Genomic DNA, 18161 nt, shown 5'->3' with positions numbered 1-18161 from the left:
CGGTGTGGCCTACTACAGGTAAACGTAGCCTATGGTTACGTGATGTTTCACTGACACTTCAGCCCGGTTTGTCCGCCGTCCACGGCGTCCGCACCTTCTGCGCCGGGTACGAGAGGACTCGCCCTTCATGCTGCACACTGCCCGCCGCTCCCCTGCGCGTACCGTCCGTCGGACGCTGACCGCCTCCATCCTCGCCAGTGGCCTCGTCCTCGCCGGATGTTCCTCCGACGACTCGGACACCAGCTCCGACGACACCTCGTCCTCGGACAGTGCCTCGAGCGACGCCGAGGGTGGGGCCGAGGTGTCCGAGGTCACCATCGAGAACATGTACGGTGAGGCGACCTACAACACCAACCCGGAGACCGTCGTCGCCATCGGCACGGCCGTGGACAACCTCCTGGCACTGGGCATCACCCCGGACGTGATTGTCGAGCGTGGCGACGACGCCAACGCCGACTGGAAGAACCCGCAGCTCGAGGACGTCGAGCGCATCCCGGTGTCGGAGGAGTTCCCGCTCGAGGAGGTTGCCGCCCACGATCCGGACCTGGTCGTCGGAGACACCTACCGCATCGACGAAGACACCTACAACGAGCTGTCCAAGGTCACCAACGTGCTGCCCGGCATGGACCAGGACGCGAACTGGGAGCCGCAGCTCCAGGCCCTGGGCGAGATCTACGGTCTCGAGGACAAGGCCCAGGACGTCATCGACGCCGACGAGGAGGCCTTCGCCGCCGTCCGTGAGGAACTGCCCGGTCTCGAGGGCAAGACGGCGCTGACCGTGCAGGACCGCGGCGGCCAGTTCGGTGTCATCGCCGACCCCGACAACATCGCCAACACCTTCTACTCTCGTCTGGGCATGACCCTGCCGGCGTCCTTCACCGACGGATCCCTGAAGACCGAGGGTGGCCGTGCCCAGATCTCCTACGAGCGTGTCTCGGACCTCGCGGCGAACTTCATGGGCATGTACGCCACCGAGGGCATGGACAAGATCCGCGCCATCGCCGGGTACAGCCAGCTGCCGCAGGTCGAGTCAGGCGCCGTGGTCGAGGACGACAAGGCGGTCATGGCCGCACTGAACATCCCTTCCTCCCTGTCAAACGCCTGGCTGCTGGAGCAGCTGCGTGACCAGCTTGAGATCGTCGACGCCGAGGACGCTGTCGACGCCGAGTAGTCCCGGCATGTAGTGCGACGGCCGGAGTTCACTACATCCTGATACATGGCAGTGGGCCTGACGATCGGTCGATGATCGTCAGGCCCACTGTCACGTCGTGACCGCCGACCCTCCCCGAGCACTGTGCCGGGGGCGGCGGACGCGCCACGGTGCTAACGAATGACTTTCTTCACCGTCGTTGACTTCTCGCCGAGGAATTGACGGCGGAAGTACGATTCCAGCAGGGAACTGCCGGAGCCTTTCCCTCTCCCGCGCAGTCCTGGCCGCCTGCCTTGACCGCCACCGAAGAGCGAGTTGGCGGACGCGCCCCTGCCCTGTCCGTTCGCAGCGGGCTTCTGTCCGGACGCGTTCATGGGTGCTGCACCGGCTCCCGCGCCACGGTGTGCCTGGCCTCCTTGACCGGATCCCGATGCGGGGGCCGCACCGGACATTCCGGGTGCGGCACCCCTGGCTCCCGCCCCGTTCTGCGAGGAACTTGATCCGGCACCGTGATGTGCAGTCGTGCCGTTGATCGTTCCCGACATCAGCTTTCCCGGTGTTGCCGTGTTCATCCCTCGAGGGAGCAACGGCTGAGCCACACCGCCCGGCGTGTACCGGGTGGTGGGAGTTGTTCCTGCTCCGGGACCAGCTGTCCGCCTGTCCGGAAGGCTCCTCCCCTGCAGGATGTTCGCGGGTGTCGGCCGCCCGGCTGGCATCGATACCGGGGAGGCCGGAGCTCCGCCGGGAGCGTAGCCGGGTCCTCCCGATGGTGCCGCCGGAGCATGAGACACGGGGGCGGCCTGGGCGGCGCCGGCAGGGGTGGTACCTACCTGGCCGACCTGCGGGGTGGCCGGTGCTGGCTGTCCGGCTACCTGGCCTGCACCAGGCGCTGCCGCCCCTCCGGCAACCTGCGTGATGGTTTCGTTGGCCGCCAGGGTGGCTGCGCCACCGGAGGTCAGGGCTCCACCGCCCGTGTGGTTGACGACTGGGACTGACAGGTTCGTGACCAGCGGTCGGGCGGTGTCGAGTGCGGGCTGGAGGAATCCGGATACGAACGCGGCGACCTGGGCCTGTGATTTCGCGGCGACGGCCGCAGCACCTGCCCCTCCTGTCGCCGCTCCGGCGGCAGTCGCTTCGGCTGCGATCTCTGCTTCCATGGCGATGAGCTGCGCGTGTGCTGCAACCCGTATCGGCGGGAGTTCGAGCATCGATGCTGCCATGGCAGCGGAGTTCGTAGCCACGGTGTCGCACTGGTTGGCGATCGTGGAGATTGCCTGTTCCACGATCGAAAATGCGCTTCCTTCGGTCGTGCCGGCGATCAGTGCCGCTGCACTACGTAGCGATTCCGCGGCCTGCAACATACGGCGTCCGGCGGAACTCCATGATTCCGCTGCGGCGATGATGCCACTGTCGTCTCCCGCGAACATCGCCGTGAGGACTTTCAGTGGCGTCGTCGCCTCGATGGCGGCTACTGGGGGAATGTATGCGAGATCAAGGATGGGGATCTCCGGACGCGGAGGCATCCCGAACTTCACCTCCTTCTCCGGCGCGTCCGTGAAGCTGAGCATACCGGTGAATGCGTCAACCGAGAGGTACTCCTGTTCGGTCAGCGCGGTAATCAGCGGGACGAGCGAGTCGTGCAACCACTGCACGTTGATCGTTGCCGCGTTCGTCGCCACTGCCAACGACCCCGGATGCGCACCCAGGTACGAGGTGTACTGGGTGGCGACGGCCCCTAGAGATGGCGAGGTGGTGAAACCAACCTGCTGACCGCCAATATGAGTACCTATATTTAATTGCACATTCGCTTCAACTACCCTTTCAACGACGCGCAGCAAGTTCGAGTCATCATATCGAAACAACATATTCTCCCCCTGATCCATTAATTACTATCTGTATCGCAAATGCCGAATAACCACAATCATCGAAGCTCCCAAACGAGGACATAGAAGCCATAGCAGAGTATCCATTGACGACATTACTGAGAATTGCGACGCAACCCAGTCCCGAGAGGTCGCCGGAAGTCTCAATTAGCTCGTACGGCACCTCATCGGAAGATGATTTTCCCGAGCCGCCAGAATATACAGAAGTATCTTCAACAAAACCCAGCTCCAAGCCAAAACCCGTACTCGCCCCCTCAGCACTTGTCATGACGCCACACATCGCAAGACCAAACCCAAGTGTCCCCGAGTCAACCACCTCAAACCCCAACTCCCCCATCCTTCGCATGACCTCAGGATGGCAGGGATCTGGCATGTCCTCCCACTGTGGCATCAGTGCCCTGTCCCCGATGGGTTCGAGCATCACCGGCTGGCCGACATAGCGCTGCGACTCGTAGACCAGCTTCTCCAACGAGTCAGTCGGCTCCGTCTCGAACCAGATCCCCACATGACCGTCGGGCTGGAGCATCCGACCGTCCTCAGTGATCTCCGGTTCAGCCAAAGCGCCCCCGTCCGATGATTCACCCCCGTCCGGCACGTCATCCGTACCATCCACGTCCGCGACCGCAGCGACGCCCCCGCCTCCACCGGATTGGCCGTCCACCGTCGAGCACGCCGTCACCATCAACACCAGCACCAGGACAACCAGCGCACACGGAACGATGAGCAGCCGATGAGAGCCGTCATCCCCCGCAACAGAATTCTGGTGGACCATAGGCCCCACCCCACCCCTTCACAGCATCCAGAGAACCGTCGATCCCCACGGCCCCCGCCCACACCCCCGTCGGGTCAGACCATCACAGGGTAACCCACATTCACGGTCAGGTCCAGAGGCAAAACTATCCTCACCGTCCCCGGGCCTTGTCGACGGGCGTGCCCAGCACCGACAACGCCGTCGCCAGTCCCGCATAGTTCGTCACGAGCATCACCAGCGCCACCAACTCCCGGTCAGACAGGTAACTCGCCAGGGCGGACCAGGTCTGCTCGTCCACCTCCCCGTCGGCGACGATCTGGTCCACCGCATCCAGGATCACGCCCCAACGTCGCGTCTGCCCGTGCGAGTCACCCGACATCGCCTCGATCTGCCCGTCCGTCAACCCCACAGACGCCCCCAACTTCCGGTGGTGCGCCGCCTCGTACTCCGAGCCCTTCAGGTGCGCGACACGGAGGATCACCAGCTCAGTCTCCTTGCGCGGCAGGTAGCCGAACGGCATCATCGTCGCCGAATACACCAGCCAGGTCTTGAACAACCGCCGGGCCCGACCAATGGTCGAGAACACCCCCATGGTCTCCGTCCCCTGCACCCTCGCCCCGATCCGGGCGACAAGATGATTGACGACGCCCAGCTCACGCACACCCGGTACCTTCTCCCCCGGACGTGCGATACGCGAGACCCCGTCCACTGCGTTTGATTCCCGACCAGATAGGTTCATACCCCAACACACTACCTGGCGACGGTCCACCCCGGTGCTACTTCACCGTCTGGTCCTTCTCGTCCTCCCGCAGCGTGAGCACGTCGACACCGGTTTCGGTAACCACCATCGTGTGCTCGAACTGCGCGGACCACTTGCCGTCCTTGTTCTGCACGGTCCAGTCGTCGTCCCAGATGTCGTAGGGCAGGTCGCCGAGGTTCAGCATCGGTTCGATGGTCAACGTCATCCCCGGCTCCAGAACCGTGTCGTAGGACGGCTCGTCGTGATGCACCACGATCAGACCGTTGTGGAACGTCGGGCCGACGCCGTGGCCCGTGAAGTCACGCACCACCGAGTACCCGAAACGCTTCGCGTACGCCTCGATCACCCGGCCGATCACGTTGATCTCCCGACCCGGCTTCACCGCCTTGATCCCCCGCCACATCGCGGCGTAGGTCCGCTCCACCAGCAGGCGGTGCTCCTCAGCCACGTCACCGGCCAGGTAGGTGGCGTTGGTGTCTCCGTGGACACCGTTCTTGAAGGCGGTGACGTCGATGTTCACGATGTCACCGTCCTGCACCACCGTGGTGTCCGGGATTCCGTGGCACACGATCTCGTTGAGGCTGATGCACGACGCCTTCGGGAATCCCCGGTAGCCCAGGCAGGAAGGGTACGCGCCGTGGTCGCACATGTACTCGTGGGCGACACGGTCGATCTCGTCGGTGGTCACCCCCGGCGCCACCACAGCACCGGCGGCCGACAGCGCGCCGGCGGCGATGCGGGAGGACTCACGCATCGCCTCCACGACCTCCGGAGTCTGCACCCACGGCTCACCGACGTTCTCCCGGACCTCGTCCCTCCACACGTACTCGGGACGGACGATGCTGTCCGGGACCTTGCGGATCGGAGTGGGGGTACCGGGGGTCAGAAGCGCTCTACTCATGACGCCCCAGCCTACTCCCCGTCCAGATTGCTGAAGAACTGCTGGGTCACCGCCACCGAGTGCTCCGACCCGCCTCCCAACACGATCATCGTCGCAAACGCCAGATCATCCCGGTAACCCATGAACCACGCGTGGGACCCCTCGTTGATCTCCGCCTCACCGGTCTTGCCGTACACCTCGCCCGCGCCGGAGATCGCCGAACCCGAACCGCTGGTGACCACCGCCCGCATCATGTCACGCAGGTTGTCCAGGACGTGCGGCGCCAGCGGCGCGCCTTCCACGGCGTCCTTGCCGTCCGCGTCCCGTGTGTGGACGTCATCGGTGTCGATGAGGTTCGGCACCGGCGTGCGTCCGTTCGCCGCCGTCGCCGCGACCAGGGCCATGCCGAACGGGCTGGCGAGGTCGAGACCCTGGCCGTAGCCCGCTTCGGTGCGGTCCAGCATGACCTCGCCCTCGGGCACCTGCCCGGTCATGGTGGTCAGCCCCGGGATGTCGTAGTCGCGGCCCAGTCCGAACTTCCTGGCCTCGTCCTTCAGTTCCCCCGGCGCCATGTCGGTGGAGATTCGGGCGAAGGTGGTGTTGCAGGACTGCGCGAAGGCGTTGCGCAGGGGGGTGTTGCCGAGGGAGAAGGAGTTGTAGTTGGTCACGATGCGTCCGCCGATGTCTTGCGTCGACGGGCACGCCACCGTCGAGTCCGCGGTGAGGTTCTCCTTCTCCACACCGGCCGCGGCGGTGATCACCTTGAAGGTCGATCCGGGCGGATACTGTCCCGACAGAGCCACATCCCCCTGCTTGTCGGCCTCCGCGGTCTGTGCGACGGCGAGGACCTCGCCGGTCGAGGGACGCATCACCACCATCATCGCCTCATCGTTGGGACGGGTGTCGACCGCCTTCTGGGCGGCCTCCTGCACCTGCCGCGACAGGCTCACCTTGACCGCAGGGGACGGTTCGGCGGCGGTACGCTCCATCGTGCGCACGACCGACGCGTTCTGGTTCACTGCCACGACCTCCCAGCCCGGTTCCCCGGCGAGCTCCGGTTCGACCAGCTGGGTGACCCGCGACATGATGTCGGGTGCGAACCCCGGGTCGGGACGCACCATCGCCGGCTCCTCGTTCAACCGGACCCCGTTGATCGCCTCCAGGTCCGGCTGCACCTGCTCCCCGACCTCGCCGGGGATCATCGTCACCGAGTAACTGCCGTCGGTGTCCAGTGCCGCCGCCGACACCCGGGCGGGATCAATCGTCGGGACGGCCTCGTCGGCTGCATGGGCGGCGTCCAGGACGTGGGCGATCCGGTCCACGGTCCCCTGCACCCCGCCGTTCTTCTTCGCTTCGGCGGTGTCCAACAGCAGCCGCCAGGTCGTCCCCGGCGTCGCGAGCACAGCACCGTCGGACCCGACGATGTCGGCGACCTGGGCCTCCACCCGCCGTAGCTCCAGATGCTGGTCGGCTCCGAGGTCGGGGTGCAGGATCGACGCCCGCCACCGCACCGTCCAGTCCCCGTCGGTGCGGGTGGCGGTGAGGGTGCCGTCGTAGCTGAACGTCCGGTCGCCGGGCAGTCCCCACGCCATCGAGTAGTCCGCGGTCGCCACGTTGTCGTCGGTCCGCACGTCGTGCAGTTCCGCATCCAACGACTCCGCCTGCAGTGCCGACCAGGATTCGTCGAGTGCCGCCGCGGCCGTCGTCGCGTCGTCGGTGAGGTCGGCGGCGGCGTCGATGTCGCGCGCTCCCACCGCGGCGAGGAAGTCCCCGATGATGTCGTCGGCGACGTCCGGGCGCGGCGTGCACGCGGTGGCGGCGACCGTCACGGCGGCGAGAATGAGGCTCAGGACGGTGGCGGCGACGGTGCGCCTCGGGGGTCGTGTCCCCGCGTTCGCCGGGCTCCCGGGATTCCCCGGATTCTGGATCATGCTCCGACGCTAGCAGCGCCCGGCACTGGTTCCCGGGACAAACACGAACGCGTCATGGACCGTGATCCCACATCCACCCCCGGGCGGACCTCACGGTCCATGACACGATGTCGACGGACTGTCTAGCTGGTGACCTTGACCTGCGGTGAGCCGGTGAGCCCGGCGGCGGCGAGCACCTCGGGGTCCATGTCCTCAGCGATCTTCATGGCCTCCTCGATGAGGACCTCCACGATCTCGTCCTCGGGGACGGTACGGATGACCTCACCCTTGACGAAGATCTGACCCTTGCCGTTACCCGAGGCCACACCCAGGTCGGCGTCGCGCGCCTCACCCGGACCGTTGACCACGCAGCCCATCACGGCGACGCGCAACGGCACCTCCATGCCCTCCAGACCGGCGGTGACCCGCTCCGCGAGGCTGTAGACGTCGACCTGCGCGCGCCCGCAGGACGGGCAGGACACGATCTCCAGCTTGCGGGGGCGCAGGTTCATCGACTGCAGGATCTGGTCGCCGACCTTGATCTCCTCGACCGGGTCCGCCGACAACGAGGTCCGGATCGTGTCGCCGATGCCCTCGGCCAGCAGTGCGCCGAAGGCCACCGCGGACTTGATGGTGCCCTGGAAAGCAGGGCCCGCCTCGGTGACACCGAGGTGCAGCGGGTAGTCCGACTGAGCGGCGAGCTGACGGTAGGCCTCGACCATGATCACCGGGTCGTTGTGCTTCACCGAGATCTTCAGGTCGCCGAAACCGTGCTCTTCGAACAGGCTCGCCTCCCACAGTGCCGACTCTACCAGTGCCTCAGGGGTGGCCTTGCCGTACTTCTCCATGATGCGCTTGTCCAGGGAACCGGCGTTGACACCGATACGGATCGGGATGCCGGCGTCTCCAGCAGCCTTGGCGACTTCCTTGACGCGGCCGTCGAACTCCTTGATGTTGCCGGGATTCACGCGGACGGCGGCACAGCCGGCGTCGATGGCGGCGAAGATGTACTTGGGCTGGAAATGGATGTCCGCGATCACGGGAATCGGGGACTTCTTGGCGATGGCGGGCAGCGCCTCGGCGTCGACGGTCTTCGGGCAGGCGACACGCACCATGTCGCAGCCGGACGCGGTCAACTGGGCGATCTGCTGGAGGGTCGCGTTGACGTCATGCGTCTTCGTCGTGGTCATCGACTGGACGCTGACAGGGTAGTCACTTCCGACGCCGACGTTGCCGACCATGAGCTGGCGGGTCTTGCGACGGGGAGCCAGCACCGGCGGCGGGGCGTCGGGCAAACCGAGGGAAATTCCGGTCATGTGTGGTCTAGTCCTTCTTTCCGTGTGGATCTACGTGCTCAGTCTACTCCCGCCTACCGTGACGGGCTAAAACAACGGCGGTGGTTACGGGAACAGCTGCAGCGGGTTGACCACGTCGGCGACGATCACCGTCAGCCCGAACACCAGCAGGATCGCGGTGGCGACGTAGGTCACCGGCATCACCTTGACGTAGTCGACCGGGCCTCCGGCCTCGAGACCCCGAATGCGCCGCAACCGGTCGCGCAGCTTCTCGTAGATGACGATGACCGCATGGCCACCGTCGAGCGGCGGCAGCGGCACCAGGTTGAACACCGCGAGGAAGAAGTTGAGGTTCGCCAGAAGCAGGAGGAAACTCATCCACTGTTCATGTTCGACAAGCTGGCCACCGGCATGAGACGCGCCGACAACGCTGACCGGACTGTCTGTCGGACGTTCCGCGCCGAAGATGGACTGCACCACCGGCCAGTAGCGCTGCGGGAGGTCGATCAGTGCCTCGACGGTTTGTTTGCCGAGGTTCCAGGTGAAGTCTGCCGTCCCACCGATGGCGGTCACAGGATTGTAGTCGACGTTCGGCGTGGGCTGGATCGCGAACTTCACACCGATCGCACCGACGGTCTGGCCCTCGCGTTCAACGAGTTCCACCTGCAGGTCCAGGTTCCGCTCCTGGCCGTCTCGCTCGACGGTGGCGGGCACGGTGACGGTATCCCCCACCCTCGCCCCACCGTCGCCGGCGGCACGTCCCACCTCCTGGACCGCGGCGACGGCATCCGGGAACTCGTCGATCGAACGACCGTCAACCTCGCGGAAAGTGTCACCGACCCGAACGCCGGATGATGCCGCGGAACCGTCACCGCTACAGGAAGCCTCATTCTTGTCGTTCTCCGGTGAACAAACCAGCTCGGCAGCTGTGGCAGGCTGCGGCGGCGGGGTGGTGTCGGGAAGCCCGAAGCTCACCGCAACGCCGAAGATGATCAGCACGCCGAGCACGATGTTGACCAGGATGCCCGCCATCATCACGAAGACCCGCTTCCACGCGGGCTTGTTGATCATCAGGTGGGGTTCCTCTTCCTCAGTCCACGGGTCATTCACCGTCATCCCGGCGATGTCGCAGAACCCTCCCAGAGGAATGGCCTTGAGCCCGTACTCGGTGTGACCCCGCGTGGTGGACCACACGGTCGGGCCGAAGCCGATGAAGTAGCGGCGGACCCGCATACCGCAGACCCGGGCGGCGACCATGTGCCCGGCCTCGTGCAGGGCGATCGTGACACCGATACCCAGCGCGAAGAGAATGACGCCTAGCGCGAAGCTCACCGGCCCATCCTCTCATGGGCCTTGGCCCGTGCCTCACGCTCCGCGTCGAGGACGTCGTCGATGTCGCGGGGGCGGGCGACACGGTCACCGCAGTCCGCCATGACCTCAGCGATCGTGTCGACGATCTGCGGGAACGGGAGGGCCCCGTTGAGGAACTCGACGGCAGCCTCTTCGTTCGCCGCGTTGTAGACCGCGGGCATACAGCCGCCGGCGGTCACAGCCTCGCGTGCCAACCGCACCGCCGGGAACACGTCGTCGTCGAGGGGCTCGAACTCCCAGGTCGAGGCGGTCGAGAAATCGAGGGCCCGCTGAGCCCCGGGGACCCGTCCGGGCCAACCCAGAGCAAGGCTGATCGGCAGCTTCATCGACGGCGGCGAGGCCTGTGCGATGGTGGCACCGTCGCGGAAGGTCACCATCGAGTGCACGATCGACTGAGGGTGCACGGTGACGTCGATCTTCTCGGCCGGCACGCCGAACAGCAGGGACGCCTCGATGAGTTCGAGCCCCTTGTTCACCATCGACGACGAGTTCAGCGTGTTCATCTGCCCCATCGACCAGGTCGGATGGTTCGCCGCCTGCAACGGTGTGACGTCCTGCAGCTGTTCGCGGCTCCACCCGCGAAACGGCCCACCCGAGGCGGTGAGCACCAGTGAATCGACGTCCTCGTGACGCCCCGCCCACAGGCACTGCGCCATGGCGGAATGCTCGGAATCCACCGGCACCAACTGCCCCTCTGCGGCGGCGTTGAGCACCAGCTCTCCGCCGGCCACCAGGGACTCCTTGTTCGCCAGCGCCAGCCGTACCCGGCCGTTGAGGGTGGCCAGGGTGGCGTCGAGCCCGAGGGACCCGACGAGAGCGTTGAGGACGACGTCCTCGGCCCCCAGCCCCAGGGACTCGGTGAGCCCCTCGACCAGTTGCCGGGCGGAGTCCACGCCGCGGACGACATGGGCGTCCAGGTCCCGGTCGATGTCGTCGGCGGTCCGCTCACTGGCGACCGCCACCTGATGCGCCCCCAGGCCGAACGTGCGGATCTGCTCGCGCAGCACATCCGGTTTCGAACCGTGCGCCGAGACTCCGACCAACTCAAAGCGGTCGGGGTTCTGTGCGATGATCTCGAGCGCCTGCGTACCGATCGAACCGGTGCTTCCGAGCACCACTACTCGTTTCTTCACCCGGCCCATTGTTCCACGGTGCCGTGACCGTCCGGTAGCCGGGAGGCCGCGTCCCCGCACTCCCCCAGCAGACCTCCAGGCTGCCCCCAGCTACCCGTCAGCACGACGCCGCACAGCTCCGGGAGGCTCCGGGTAGCGGAGCCGCCCTGAGCCGCGACGCAGCCGGTGAGGCGGACGGTGGCACAAACGGGGGAACCCGCGGCGGGCCGGAAGTTCACCGCGCCGCAGTGATGTGTAAGAATGGAGACGATAATTCGGCAGGTGACCACTGCCGTCCTAGTTCAGGAGGATATCGACGTGGCCGATCACGGAAATCATGGCACGAAGGTGGCAGTGTACAACGGCGTTTCCACCGAGGATGAGCCGTCCGCCGCCTGGGGCTGGCACCAGTTCCCGCGGAAGACGACCATCATCATGGGCTACTTCGGTGGCCTCGCCATGTTCGGCATGCTGTTCGGTAACCACCCCGGACACGTGGAGAATATCTGGCTGGTCGCCATCGGTGTCCTGGTCCTGCTCGGCACCACGCTCTACGCCCGCCACTCCTCACCGAACTGGAAGCCGAAGCCGGCCCGCGCCACGGTGACCGCACACAACAAGCCGGCCGGCCACCAGGAGCCCGACTGGGCCGCCGACCAGCGCAACCTCACGGGCGTCTACGCCAACATGACCACCGCGGAACTGCGCTCCTGGAACCTCCCGGGTGTCGGCTCCGACGGGGTCGAGGAGGTCGAGACCCCGAAGCACGCGCTGCACCACTAGGGGTTTCCCCACCTCGGCACCATACGAGGCCCCGCACCGTCCGGGATACGGACGGTGCGGGGCCTCTGTCATTCTCCAGGGCTTGTACCCCGGCCGCCCTACTGCTGACGTGGCGGGCCGGGAGCCCGGTGCGGAGCTGGTTAGCGTTCCTCGGCGGCGAGCTGACCGCAGGCTGCAGCGATCTCCTGGCCACGGGTGTCACGTACTGTGCAGGCGACGCCCTGGGCCGTGACCCGGCGGACGAACTCGTCCTGGACCGGCTTCGGTGAGGCGTCCCACTTCGATCCGGGTGTCGGGTTCAGCGGAATCAGGTTGACGTGCACCTGGTTGCCGAGTGCCCCACGCAGCTTCTTGCCGAGGAGGTCCGCACGCCACGGGTGGTCGTTGATGTCGCGGATCAGGGCGTACTCGATGGAGACACGGCGACCGGACTTGTCGGCGTAGTAGCGGGCGGCCTCAAGGACCTCGTCCACCGACCACCGGTTGTTCACCGGGACAAGGGTGTCCCGCAACTCGTCGTCGGGGCAGTGCAGACTGACGGCGAGGCGCATGTGCATCCCCTCGTCCGCGAGTTTGCGGATCGCGGGGGCCAGCCCGACGGTCGAGACGGTGATGTTGCGCGCCGAGATCCCGAACCCTGCCGGGGACGGGGAGGTGATGCGCTTGATCGCCTTGACCACTCGCTTGTAGTTGGCCAACGGCTCCCCCATGCCCATGAAGACGATATTCGACAGGCGGCCTTCGCCACCCTCGACCTCGCCGTCGCGCATGGACCTCGCTGCGGCCCGGACCTGTTCGACGATCTCGGCGGTCGACAGGTTACGGTCCAGTCCCCCCTGGCCCGTGGCACAGAACGGACAGGCCATGCCGCATCCTGCCTGGGACGAGATGCACAACGTCGCGCGGTCGGGGTAGCGCATCAGCACGGACTCGAGCATGGTCGCGTCGTGGAGTTTCCAGAGGGTCTTGCGGGTCTGCCCCTCGTCACACGAGATGTTGCGCACCGACTCCATCAGTGTGGGGAACAGGGTGTCCTTAACGGTGGCGCGCAGACTCTCAGGCAGATCGGTCATCTGCGTCGGGTCGCCTTCGAGGCGCCCGTAGTACTGACGCGCGATCTGATTGGCGCGGAAGCCGGGCAGACCGGCGTCGGTGACCGCCGACGAGACCTCGTCGTCAGTGAGGTCGGCCAGGTGGGTGGGCGGCATGCCCCTGGTGGGGGCACGGAACTGCAGTTGTACCGGTGTAGTCATGGTGTCGGCCATTATTGCACGTCACCGAGGAGGTGAGCACATCGTCACGTACCACTACACTGGGCGGCATGACTAAGAGCGCCGGGAATGAGTACTCAGACGACCTGACCGTCCCCTCCACCGACAGTGCAGGCGGAGGAACGAACACCGAGGTCACCGACACTGTGGCCGATACAGCGGCACTGGACGCCACCGCGTCCGACGGTTCCGAGAAGGCAGACGACACGCGGGCTGCGTCCGATGACAAGCCCACGGTGGCCGGTTCCATCGCGGGCTCCACGTGGGTGGGGCTGACCATCGGGGCAGTCATCCTGATCCTGCTGCTGGTGTTCATCCTGCAGAACCAGGAGTCGGTGCAGCTGCAGATGTTCATCTGGCAGTGGAACTTCCCGATCGGCGTCGGCATGCTCATCGCCGCCATCGCCGGGGCGCTGGTCATGGCCTGTGTCGGCGCAGTGCGGATCCTGCAGCTGCGCCGCCAGATCAACCACCCCGACAACGCCCGGTCGCACGGCAGGAACGGACGCCGCTGAGCCAGAGGGCAGTGGCAGGGCGGGGGCTTGCGCCCCACTCCCCTCCTACAGCGCCGCCACCGCCGTCATCACGATCCAGGTGAGCATCGCCGCGGGCAGCATCCCGTCGAGGCGGTCCATCAGGCCCCCGTGGCCGGGGATCATCGCGGACATGTCCTTGATCTTCAGGTCACGTTTGAACTGCGACTCCACCAGGTCGCCCACGGTGGCGCACAGTGCCAGCCCCGCACCGAGCGACAGCCCCAGGACATAATGCATCGGATCACGAAGATCCAGCAGGAACAGCACCGAGAGCATGCCGACGAGTGCGGCGAACACCACGGAGCCGGCGAAGCCCTCCCAGGACTTCTTCGGGCTGATCGCCGGCACCATCGGGTGGCTCCCGAAGAAGACCCCGGCGGCGTAGCCGCCGACGTCCGAGGCGATCACGCACAGCATGAAGGTCAGCACGAAGCTCCACCAGGGAACGTCCTGGTAGCTCAACTGCGACAGCATCCCGGCAAAGGCCCCGCACATCGGGATCCACACCAGGACAAACAGCGAGATGCCGATGTCGCGCAACCAGTTGGTCGGCGACATCCTCGTACCGTTGTGGAAGAGCCGCGCGACCACCGTCGCAACCGCCGTCAGCGCGAAGGCGGAAGTCAACCCGGTCACGCCGAAAGGCCACGACGCCCAGATCATGGCCTGCCCACCGACGAGCAGAACAGGCAGGTTCAGGACGTAGCCGTTCTCGCGCAGCCTGCTCCAGACCTCGTAGGTCGCCAGTCCCATCGCCACGGCGACCAGCGGGTACCAGAAGTACGGCACCGCCAGACCGGCGACGACCAGGAGTCCGAGGCCGACACCACTGGCGATGGCGACAGGAAGGTTCCGTCCAGCAGAGTTCTTCGGCTGCGGAAGACGGTAGCCGTCCCGCCCCTCTGGTTTCGCGGCATTCACGGTGGGGTCCGGGTCTGATGAACGTCTAGTGGCCACTAGACCTCCATCAACTCCTTCTCCTTTGAGTCCACGACGGCATCGACCTGACCCACGTACTGCTGGGTGACCTTGTCGAGTTCCTTCTCGGCGGCCTTGACCTCGTCTTCGCCGGCGTCGCCGTCCTTCTGGATCTTCGCCAGGCTGTCCATGCCCTTGCGACGGATGTTGCGGATCGCGATCTTCGCATCCTCACCCTTCGACTTGGCGACCTTCACCAGGTCGCGACGCCGCTCCTCGGTCAACTGCGGGACGGTGACACGCAGAACATGTCCGTCGTTGGTGGGGTTGACCCCGAGGTCGGAGTTGCGGATGGCGTTCTCCACGTCCTGCATCGCCGACATCTCGTAGGGCTTGATGATCAGCATGCGGGGCTCCGGCACACTGATCGTCGCCATCTGGGTGATCGGGGTGCGCACACCGTAGTACTCGGCGAAAACACCGTTGAACATGGCGGGATTCGCACGACCGGTACGGATGGTCATCAGGTCCTCGCGGACGTGCTCCACCGAGCGGCTCATATAGTCCTCGGACTCGAGCAGGGTGTCGTCAATCATTGCTGTCCTCTTGTCGAAGAAAAACTGTTGCGGGCAGGTCTTGCTGTTCCAGTGACGAATCTACCAGTCACCGGAGGAGAGTTTCCCGGAAGTTCACACTTCACACCGCGCCGTCAGGCACGGACGGGGGTCCGGGGAGGCGGCATGGCCGCCTCGGGGACGGCGCCGTCAGCACGCCGTCACGACGCCACTCAGGACGCCGGGGTCGCGACGAGGGTGCCGATCTGCTCGCCCGCCACAGCGCGGGCGATGTTGCCGTCGGTGAGGAGGTTGAAGACCAGCATCGGCATGTTGTTGTCCATGCAGAGGCTGAATGCCGTGGCGTCCGCGACCTTGAGTCCCCGTTCGATGACCTCGCGGTGGGTGATCTCGTGGAAGAGCTCGGCATCGGGGTTGGTGCGCGGGTCGTCGTCGTAGACGCCGTCGACCCCCTTGGCCATCAGCAGCACCTCGCAGCCGATCTCCAGGGCACGCTGGGCGGCCGTGGTGTCCGTGGAGAAGTACGGCATGCCCATGCCCGCGCCGAAGATCACGACCCTTCCCTTCTCCAGGTGCCGGTCGGCACGCAGCGGCAGGTAGGGCTCGGAGACCTGTGCCATGTTGATCGCGGTCTGGACACGGGAGTCGATGCCCTGCTGCTCCAGGAAGTCCTGCAGCGCGAGACAGTTCATCACCGTGCCGAGCATGCCCATGTAGTCGGAGCGTGCTCGGTCGAGTCCACGCTGCTGCAGCTGGGCACCGCGGAAGAAGTTCCCGCCACCGATGACCACCGCAATCTCCGCGCCCGTGCTCGCGACTTCGGCGATCTGCCGTGCCACGTTCTCGACGACGTCAGGGTCGATACCGACCTTGCCGCCGCCGAACATCTCGCCCCCCAGTTTCAGCATGACCCTCTTGTAACCGGTAGGACCGGGTGTGCCGGTCGGCTCGGTTCCGGTACTCGCGGTGCTCGCGGTATGTGCTGTGCTTTCGGCCACCGTGGGATCTCCTTGTGGGGTGTTGGCGCGGTCTGTGTCCGTCTGAACATCCTAGCCTGTCGACCTGTCCCGGACAGCACTGAACCCGCCGACCCCGGGGTGATCCGGGGAAGACGGGTTCAGCGGTGCACCGCCTGTCGGCGGGACGGGGAGGACCTGAGGGGTTAGCTCTGGCCGACCTCGAAGCGCACGAAACCGGTCAGCGTGACGCCGGCCTCGTCCATGACCTGCTTGACGGTCTTCTTGGACTCGGTGACGGACGGCTGGTCCAGCAGGCAAGCATCCTTGAAGTAGCCCTTGAGGCGTCCCTCGATGATGTTCGGCAGTGCCTTCTCCGGCTTGCCTTCCTCGCGTGCGGTCGCCTCGGCGATCTCACGCTCCTTGGCGACGATGTCCTCAGGGACATCCTCGCTGGAGAGGTAGGTGGCCTTGAGTGCGGCGACCTGCATGGCGGCGGCCTTGGCCGCGCCCTCGTCGTCACCGGTGTAGGCGACGAGCACGCCGACTGCCGGGGGCAGGTCGGACGAGCGGTGGTGCAGGTAGACGGCAACCTTGTCACCGTCGATGGTGACGGCACGACGCAGCTCGAGCTTCTCACCGATCTTGGCCGACAGCTCCTGGATGACGGTCTCGGCGGACTTGCCGTCGACGTCAGCGGCAGCCAGTGCCTCGGGGCTGTTGGCCTTGGCGGCTGCGGCGGCCTCGGCGATGCGGTTGGCCAGCTCGATGAACTCGGAGTTCTTCGCGACGAAGTCGGTCTCCGAGTTGATCTCGACCATGGTGTTGCCGGAAACGGCGATCAGGCCCTCGGCAGCGGTGCGCTCGGCGCGCTTGCCCACGTCCTTGGCGCCCTTGATGCGCAGGATCTCGACAGCCTTGTCGAAGTCACCCTCGGACTCTTCGAGGGCCTTCTTGCAGGCCATCATGCCGGAGCCGGTGAGCTCGCGGAGCTTCTTGACGTCGGCGGCGGTGTAGTTCGCCATGTGAGGCGATCCTCCTTCAGATGGTGGAAGTGAAAAGTACAGGCGTGGAGAGAACTACTCTGCGGACTCGGCTGCGGGGGTCTCCACAGCAGCGTCAGCCTCGGGAGCCTCAGCCTGTTCGGTCTTCTCGGTCTTCTCTGCCTTCTCGGCGGTCTTCTCTGCGTCGCCGGCGGACTCCTTGGCTGCGGCAGCCTGGCGCTCGGCGCGGGCGGCGCGCCCGGCCTCGACGGCGGAGGAGATCACGGAGGTCAGCACCGTGGTGGCGCGGATCGCGTCGTCGTTGCCCGGGATCGGGAAGTTGACGTCGTCCGGGTCACAGTTGGTGTCGAGGATGGCGACGACCGGGATGTTGAGCTTCTTCGCCTCGGAGACGGCGATATGCTCCTTGTTGGTGTCCACGATCCACAGTGCGGAGGGGATCTTGGACATGTCGGAGATGCCGCCCAGGACGCGCTCGAGCTTGTTCCGCTCGCGGGTCAGCATCAGCACCTCCTTCTTGGTGCGGCCCTTGTAACCGTCCTCGGCGGCCTCCATTGCCTGGAGCTCCTTGAGACGGTGCAGACGCTTGGCGACAGTCTGGAAGTTGGTGAGCATGCCGCCGAGCCAACGGTGGTTGACGTAGGGCATACCGACACGCTCGGCCTCGGTGGCGATGGCCTCCTGGGCCTGCTTCTTGGTGCCGACGTAGAGGACGTTGCCGCCGTGGGCAACGGTCTCCTTGACGAACTCGTAGGCCTCGTCGATGAAGGTCAGAGTCTGCTGCAGGTCGATGATGTAGATGCCGTTACGGTCGGTGAAGATGAAGCGCTTCATCTTCGGGTTCCAACGACGGGTCTGGTGACCGAAGTGGACGCCGGCGTCCAGCAGTTCGCGCATGGTGACAACAGCCATGGTAGTTCAGGAGAGTTCGCTGACCGGGGACTTCTTCCTCGGCCGCCGCTCCCCTTCCTCGCTTTCAAAAGTTCAGGTTGACGGTTCTTTCACG

The 18161-nt window shown here is 65.8% G+C and carries 17 protein-coding genes; 3 read left to right on the top strand and 14 right to left on the bottom strand.

The annotated features are described in order from the left end of the window. Positions 1-127 precede the first annotated feature (127 nt). Positions 128-1171 carry an ABC transporter substrate-binding protein gene (locus tag PQI66_RS01525; protein ID WP_339995444.1) on the top strand — a complete coding sequence of 348 codons (1044 nt, stop codon included), beginning with the start codon at positions 128-130 and terminating at the stop codon, positions 1169-1171. Positions 1172-1323: 152 nt separating this feature from the next. Here the strand turns inward: PQI66_RS01525 and PQI66_RS01520 are convergent, their stop codons facing one another. The 8 genes from PQI66_RS01520 to dxr all read right to left on the bottom strand — a co-directional run bounded on the left by PQI66_RS01520 (position 1324) and on the right by dxr (position 11142). Continuing rightward, entirely contained in the window at positions 1324-2829 is a 1506-nt protein-coding gene (locus tag PQI66_RS01520; RefSeq protein ID WP_339995443.1) for a hypothetical protein, read from the bottom strand. Between the two features lie 169 nt (positions 2830-2998). Continuing rightward, entirely contained in the window at positions 2999-3805 is an 807-nt protein-coding gene (locus tag PQI66_RS01515; RefSeq protein WP_339995442.1) for a hypothetical protein, read from the bottom strand. Between the two features lie 130 nt (positions 3806-3935). Beyond that, positions 3936-4523 (bottom strand): carboxymuconolactone decarboxylase family protein, encoded by a 588-nt coding sequence (locus PQI66_RS01510; RefSeq protein ID WP_339995441.1) that lies wholly within the window; start codon positions 4521-4523, stop codon positions 3936-3938. Positions 4524-4560: 37 nt separating this feature from the next. After that, positions 4561-5445, bottom strand: coding sequence for a type I methionyl aminopeptidase (map, locus tag PQI66_RS01505; protein ID WP_339995440.1), 885 nt, complete (start codon positions 5443-5445; stop codon positions 4561-4563). A gap of 11 nt (positions 5446-5456) precedes the next feature. After that, a complete protein-coding gene (locus PQI66_RS01500; protein ID WP_339995438.1) occupies positions 5457-7355 on the bottom strand; it encodes a penicillin-binding transpeptidase domain-containing protein in 1899 nt (632 codons plus the stop codon). Between the two features lie 122 nt (positions 7356-7477). Beyond that, on the bottom strand, positions 7478-8650 hold the full coding sequence (ispG, locus tag PQI66_RS01495) for a flavodoxin-dependent (E)-4-hydroxy-3-methylbut-2-enyl-diphosphate synthase (protein WP_339995437.1): 1173 nt from the start codon (positions 8648-8650) through the stop codon (positions 7478-7480). Positions 8651-8734: 84 nt separating this feature from the next. Beyond that, the gene (locus PQI66_RS01490) at positions 8735-9961 is read right to left on the bottom strand and encodes a M50 family metallopeptidase (RefSeq protein ID WP_339995435.1); all 1227 of its coding nucleotides are present in this window, start codon (positions 9959-9961) and stop codon (positions 8735-8737) included. Next, positions 9958-11142, bottom strand: a complete 1185-nt coding sequence (dxr, locus tag PQI66_RS01485) for a 1-deoxy-D-xylulose-5-phosphate reductoisomerase (RefSeq protein ID WP_339995433.1) — start codon at positions 11140-11142, stop codon at positions 9958-9960. The genes PQI66_RS01490 and dxr overlap by 4 nt, the downstream gene beginning before the upstream one ends. 288 nt (positions 11143-11430) lie before the next feature. Between dxr and PQI66_RS01480 the strand changes: the two genes are divergently transcribed. Continuing rightward, positions 11431-11895, top strand: coding sequence for a DUF2631 domain-containing protein (locus PQI66_RS01480; RefSeq protein WP_339995431.1), 465 nt, complete (start codon positions 11431-11433; stop codon positions 11893-11895). Positions 11896-12035: 140 nt separating this feature from the next. On the opposite strand, the gene rlmN is transcribed toward PQI66_RS01480, so the two are convergent. Next, complete coding sequence (gene rlmN, locus PQI66_RS01475; RefSeq protein ID WP_339995429.1) at positions 12036-13148, bottom strand: 23S rRNA (adenine(2503)-C(2))-methyltransferase RlmN; 1113 nt, start codon at positions 13146-13148, stop codon at positions 12036-12038. 68 nt (positions 13149-13216) lie between these two features. On the opposite strand from rlmN, the gene PQI66_RS01470 reads away from it, so the two are divergent. Then, positions 13217-13681, top strand: coding sequence for a LapA family protein (locus tag PQI66_RS01470; RefSeq protein WP_339995427.1), 465 nt, complete (start codon positions 13217-13219; stop codon positions 13679-13681). A gap of 45 nt (positions 13682-13726) precedes the next feature. Here PQI66_RS01470 and PQI66_RS01465 read toward each other — a convergent pair whose 3' ends face one another. From PQI66_RS01465 to rpsB, 5 genes are all read right to left on the bottom strand, one after another. Beyond that, on the bottom strand, positions 13727-14623 hold the full coding sequence (locus tag PQI66_RS01465; protein ID WP_339995985.1) for a phosphatidate cytidylyltransferase: 897 nt from the start codon (positions 14621-14623) through the stop codon (positions 13727-13729). 35 nt (positions 14624-14658) lie between these two features. Continuing rightward, positions 14659-15216 (bottom strand): ribosome recycling factor, encoded by a 558-nt coding sequence (frr, locus tag PQI66_RS01460; protein WP_339995426.1) that lies wholly within the window; start codon positions 15214-15216, stop codon positions 14659-14661. 191 nt (positions 15217-15407) lie between these two features. Continuing rightward, positions 15408-16103 (bottom strand): UMP kinase, encoded by a 696-nt coding sequence (gene pyrH / locus PQI66_RS01455; protein WP_339995423.1) that lies wholly within the window; start codon positions 16101-16103, stop codon positions 15408-15410. Positions 16104-16357: 254 nt separating this feature from the next. Further along, positions 16358-17176, bottom strand: a complete 819-nt coding sequence (gene tsf / locus PQI66_RS01450; protein WP_339995422.1) for a translation elongation factor Ts — start codon at positions 17174-17176, stop codon at positions 16358-16360. A 54-nt stretch (positions 17177-17230) separates the two neighbouring features. Next, positions 17231-18067: a 30S ribosomal protein S2 gene (rpsB, locus tag PQI66_RS01445; protein WP_339995420.1), complete on the bottom strand. Its 837-nt coding sequence runs from the start codon at positions 18065-18067 to the stop codon at positions 17231-17233. Positions 18068-18161 lie beyond the last annotated feature (94 nt).

It is taken from the genome of Corynebacterium sp. USCH3, assembly GCF_037619475.1.
Taxonomy (GTDB): Bacteria; Actinomycetota; Actinomycetes; order Mycobacteriales; family Mycobacteriaceae; genus Corynebacterium.
Note: the sequence above shows the minus strand (reverse complement) of the source record. Positions and strands in the feature narration are given on the sequence as shown.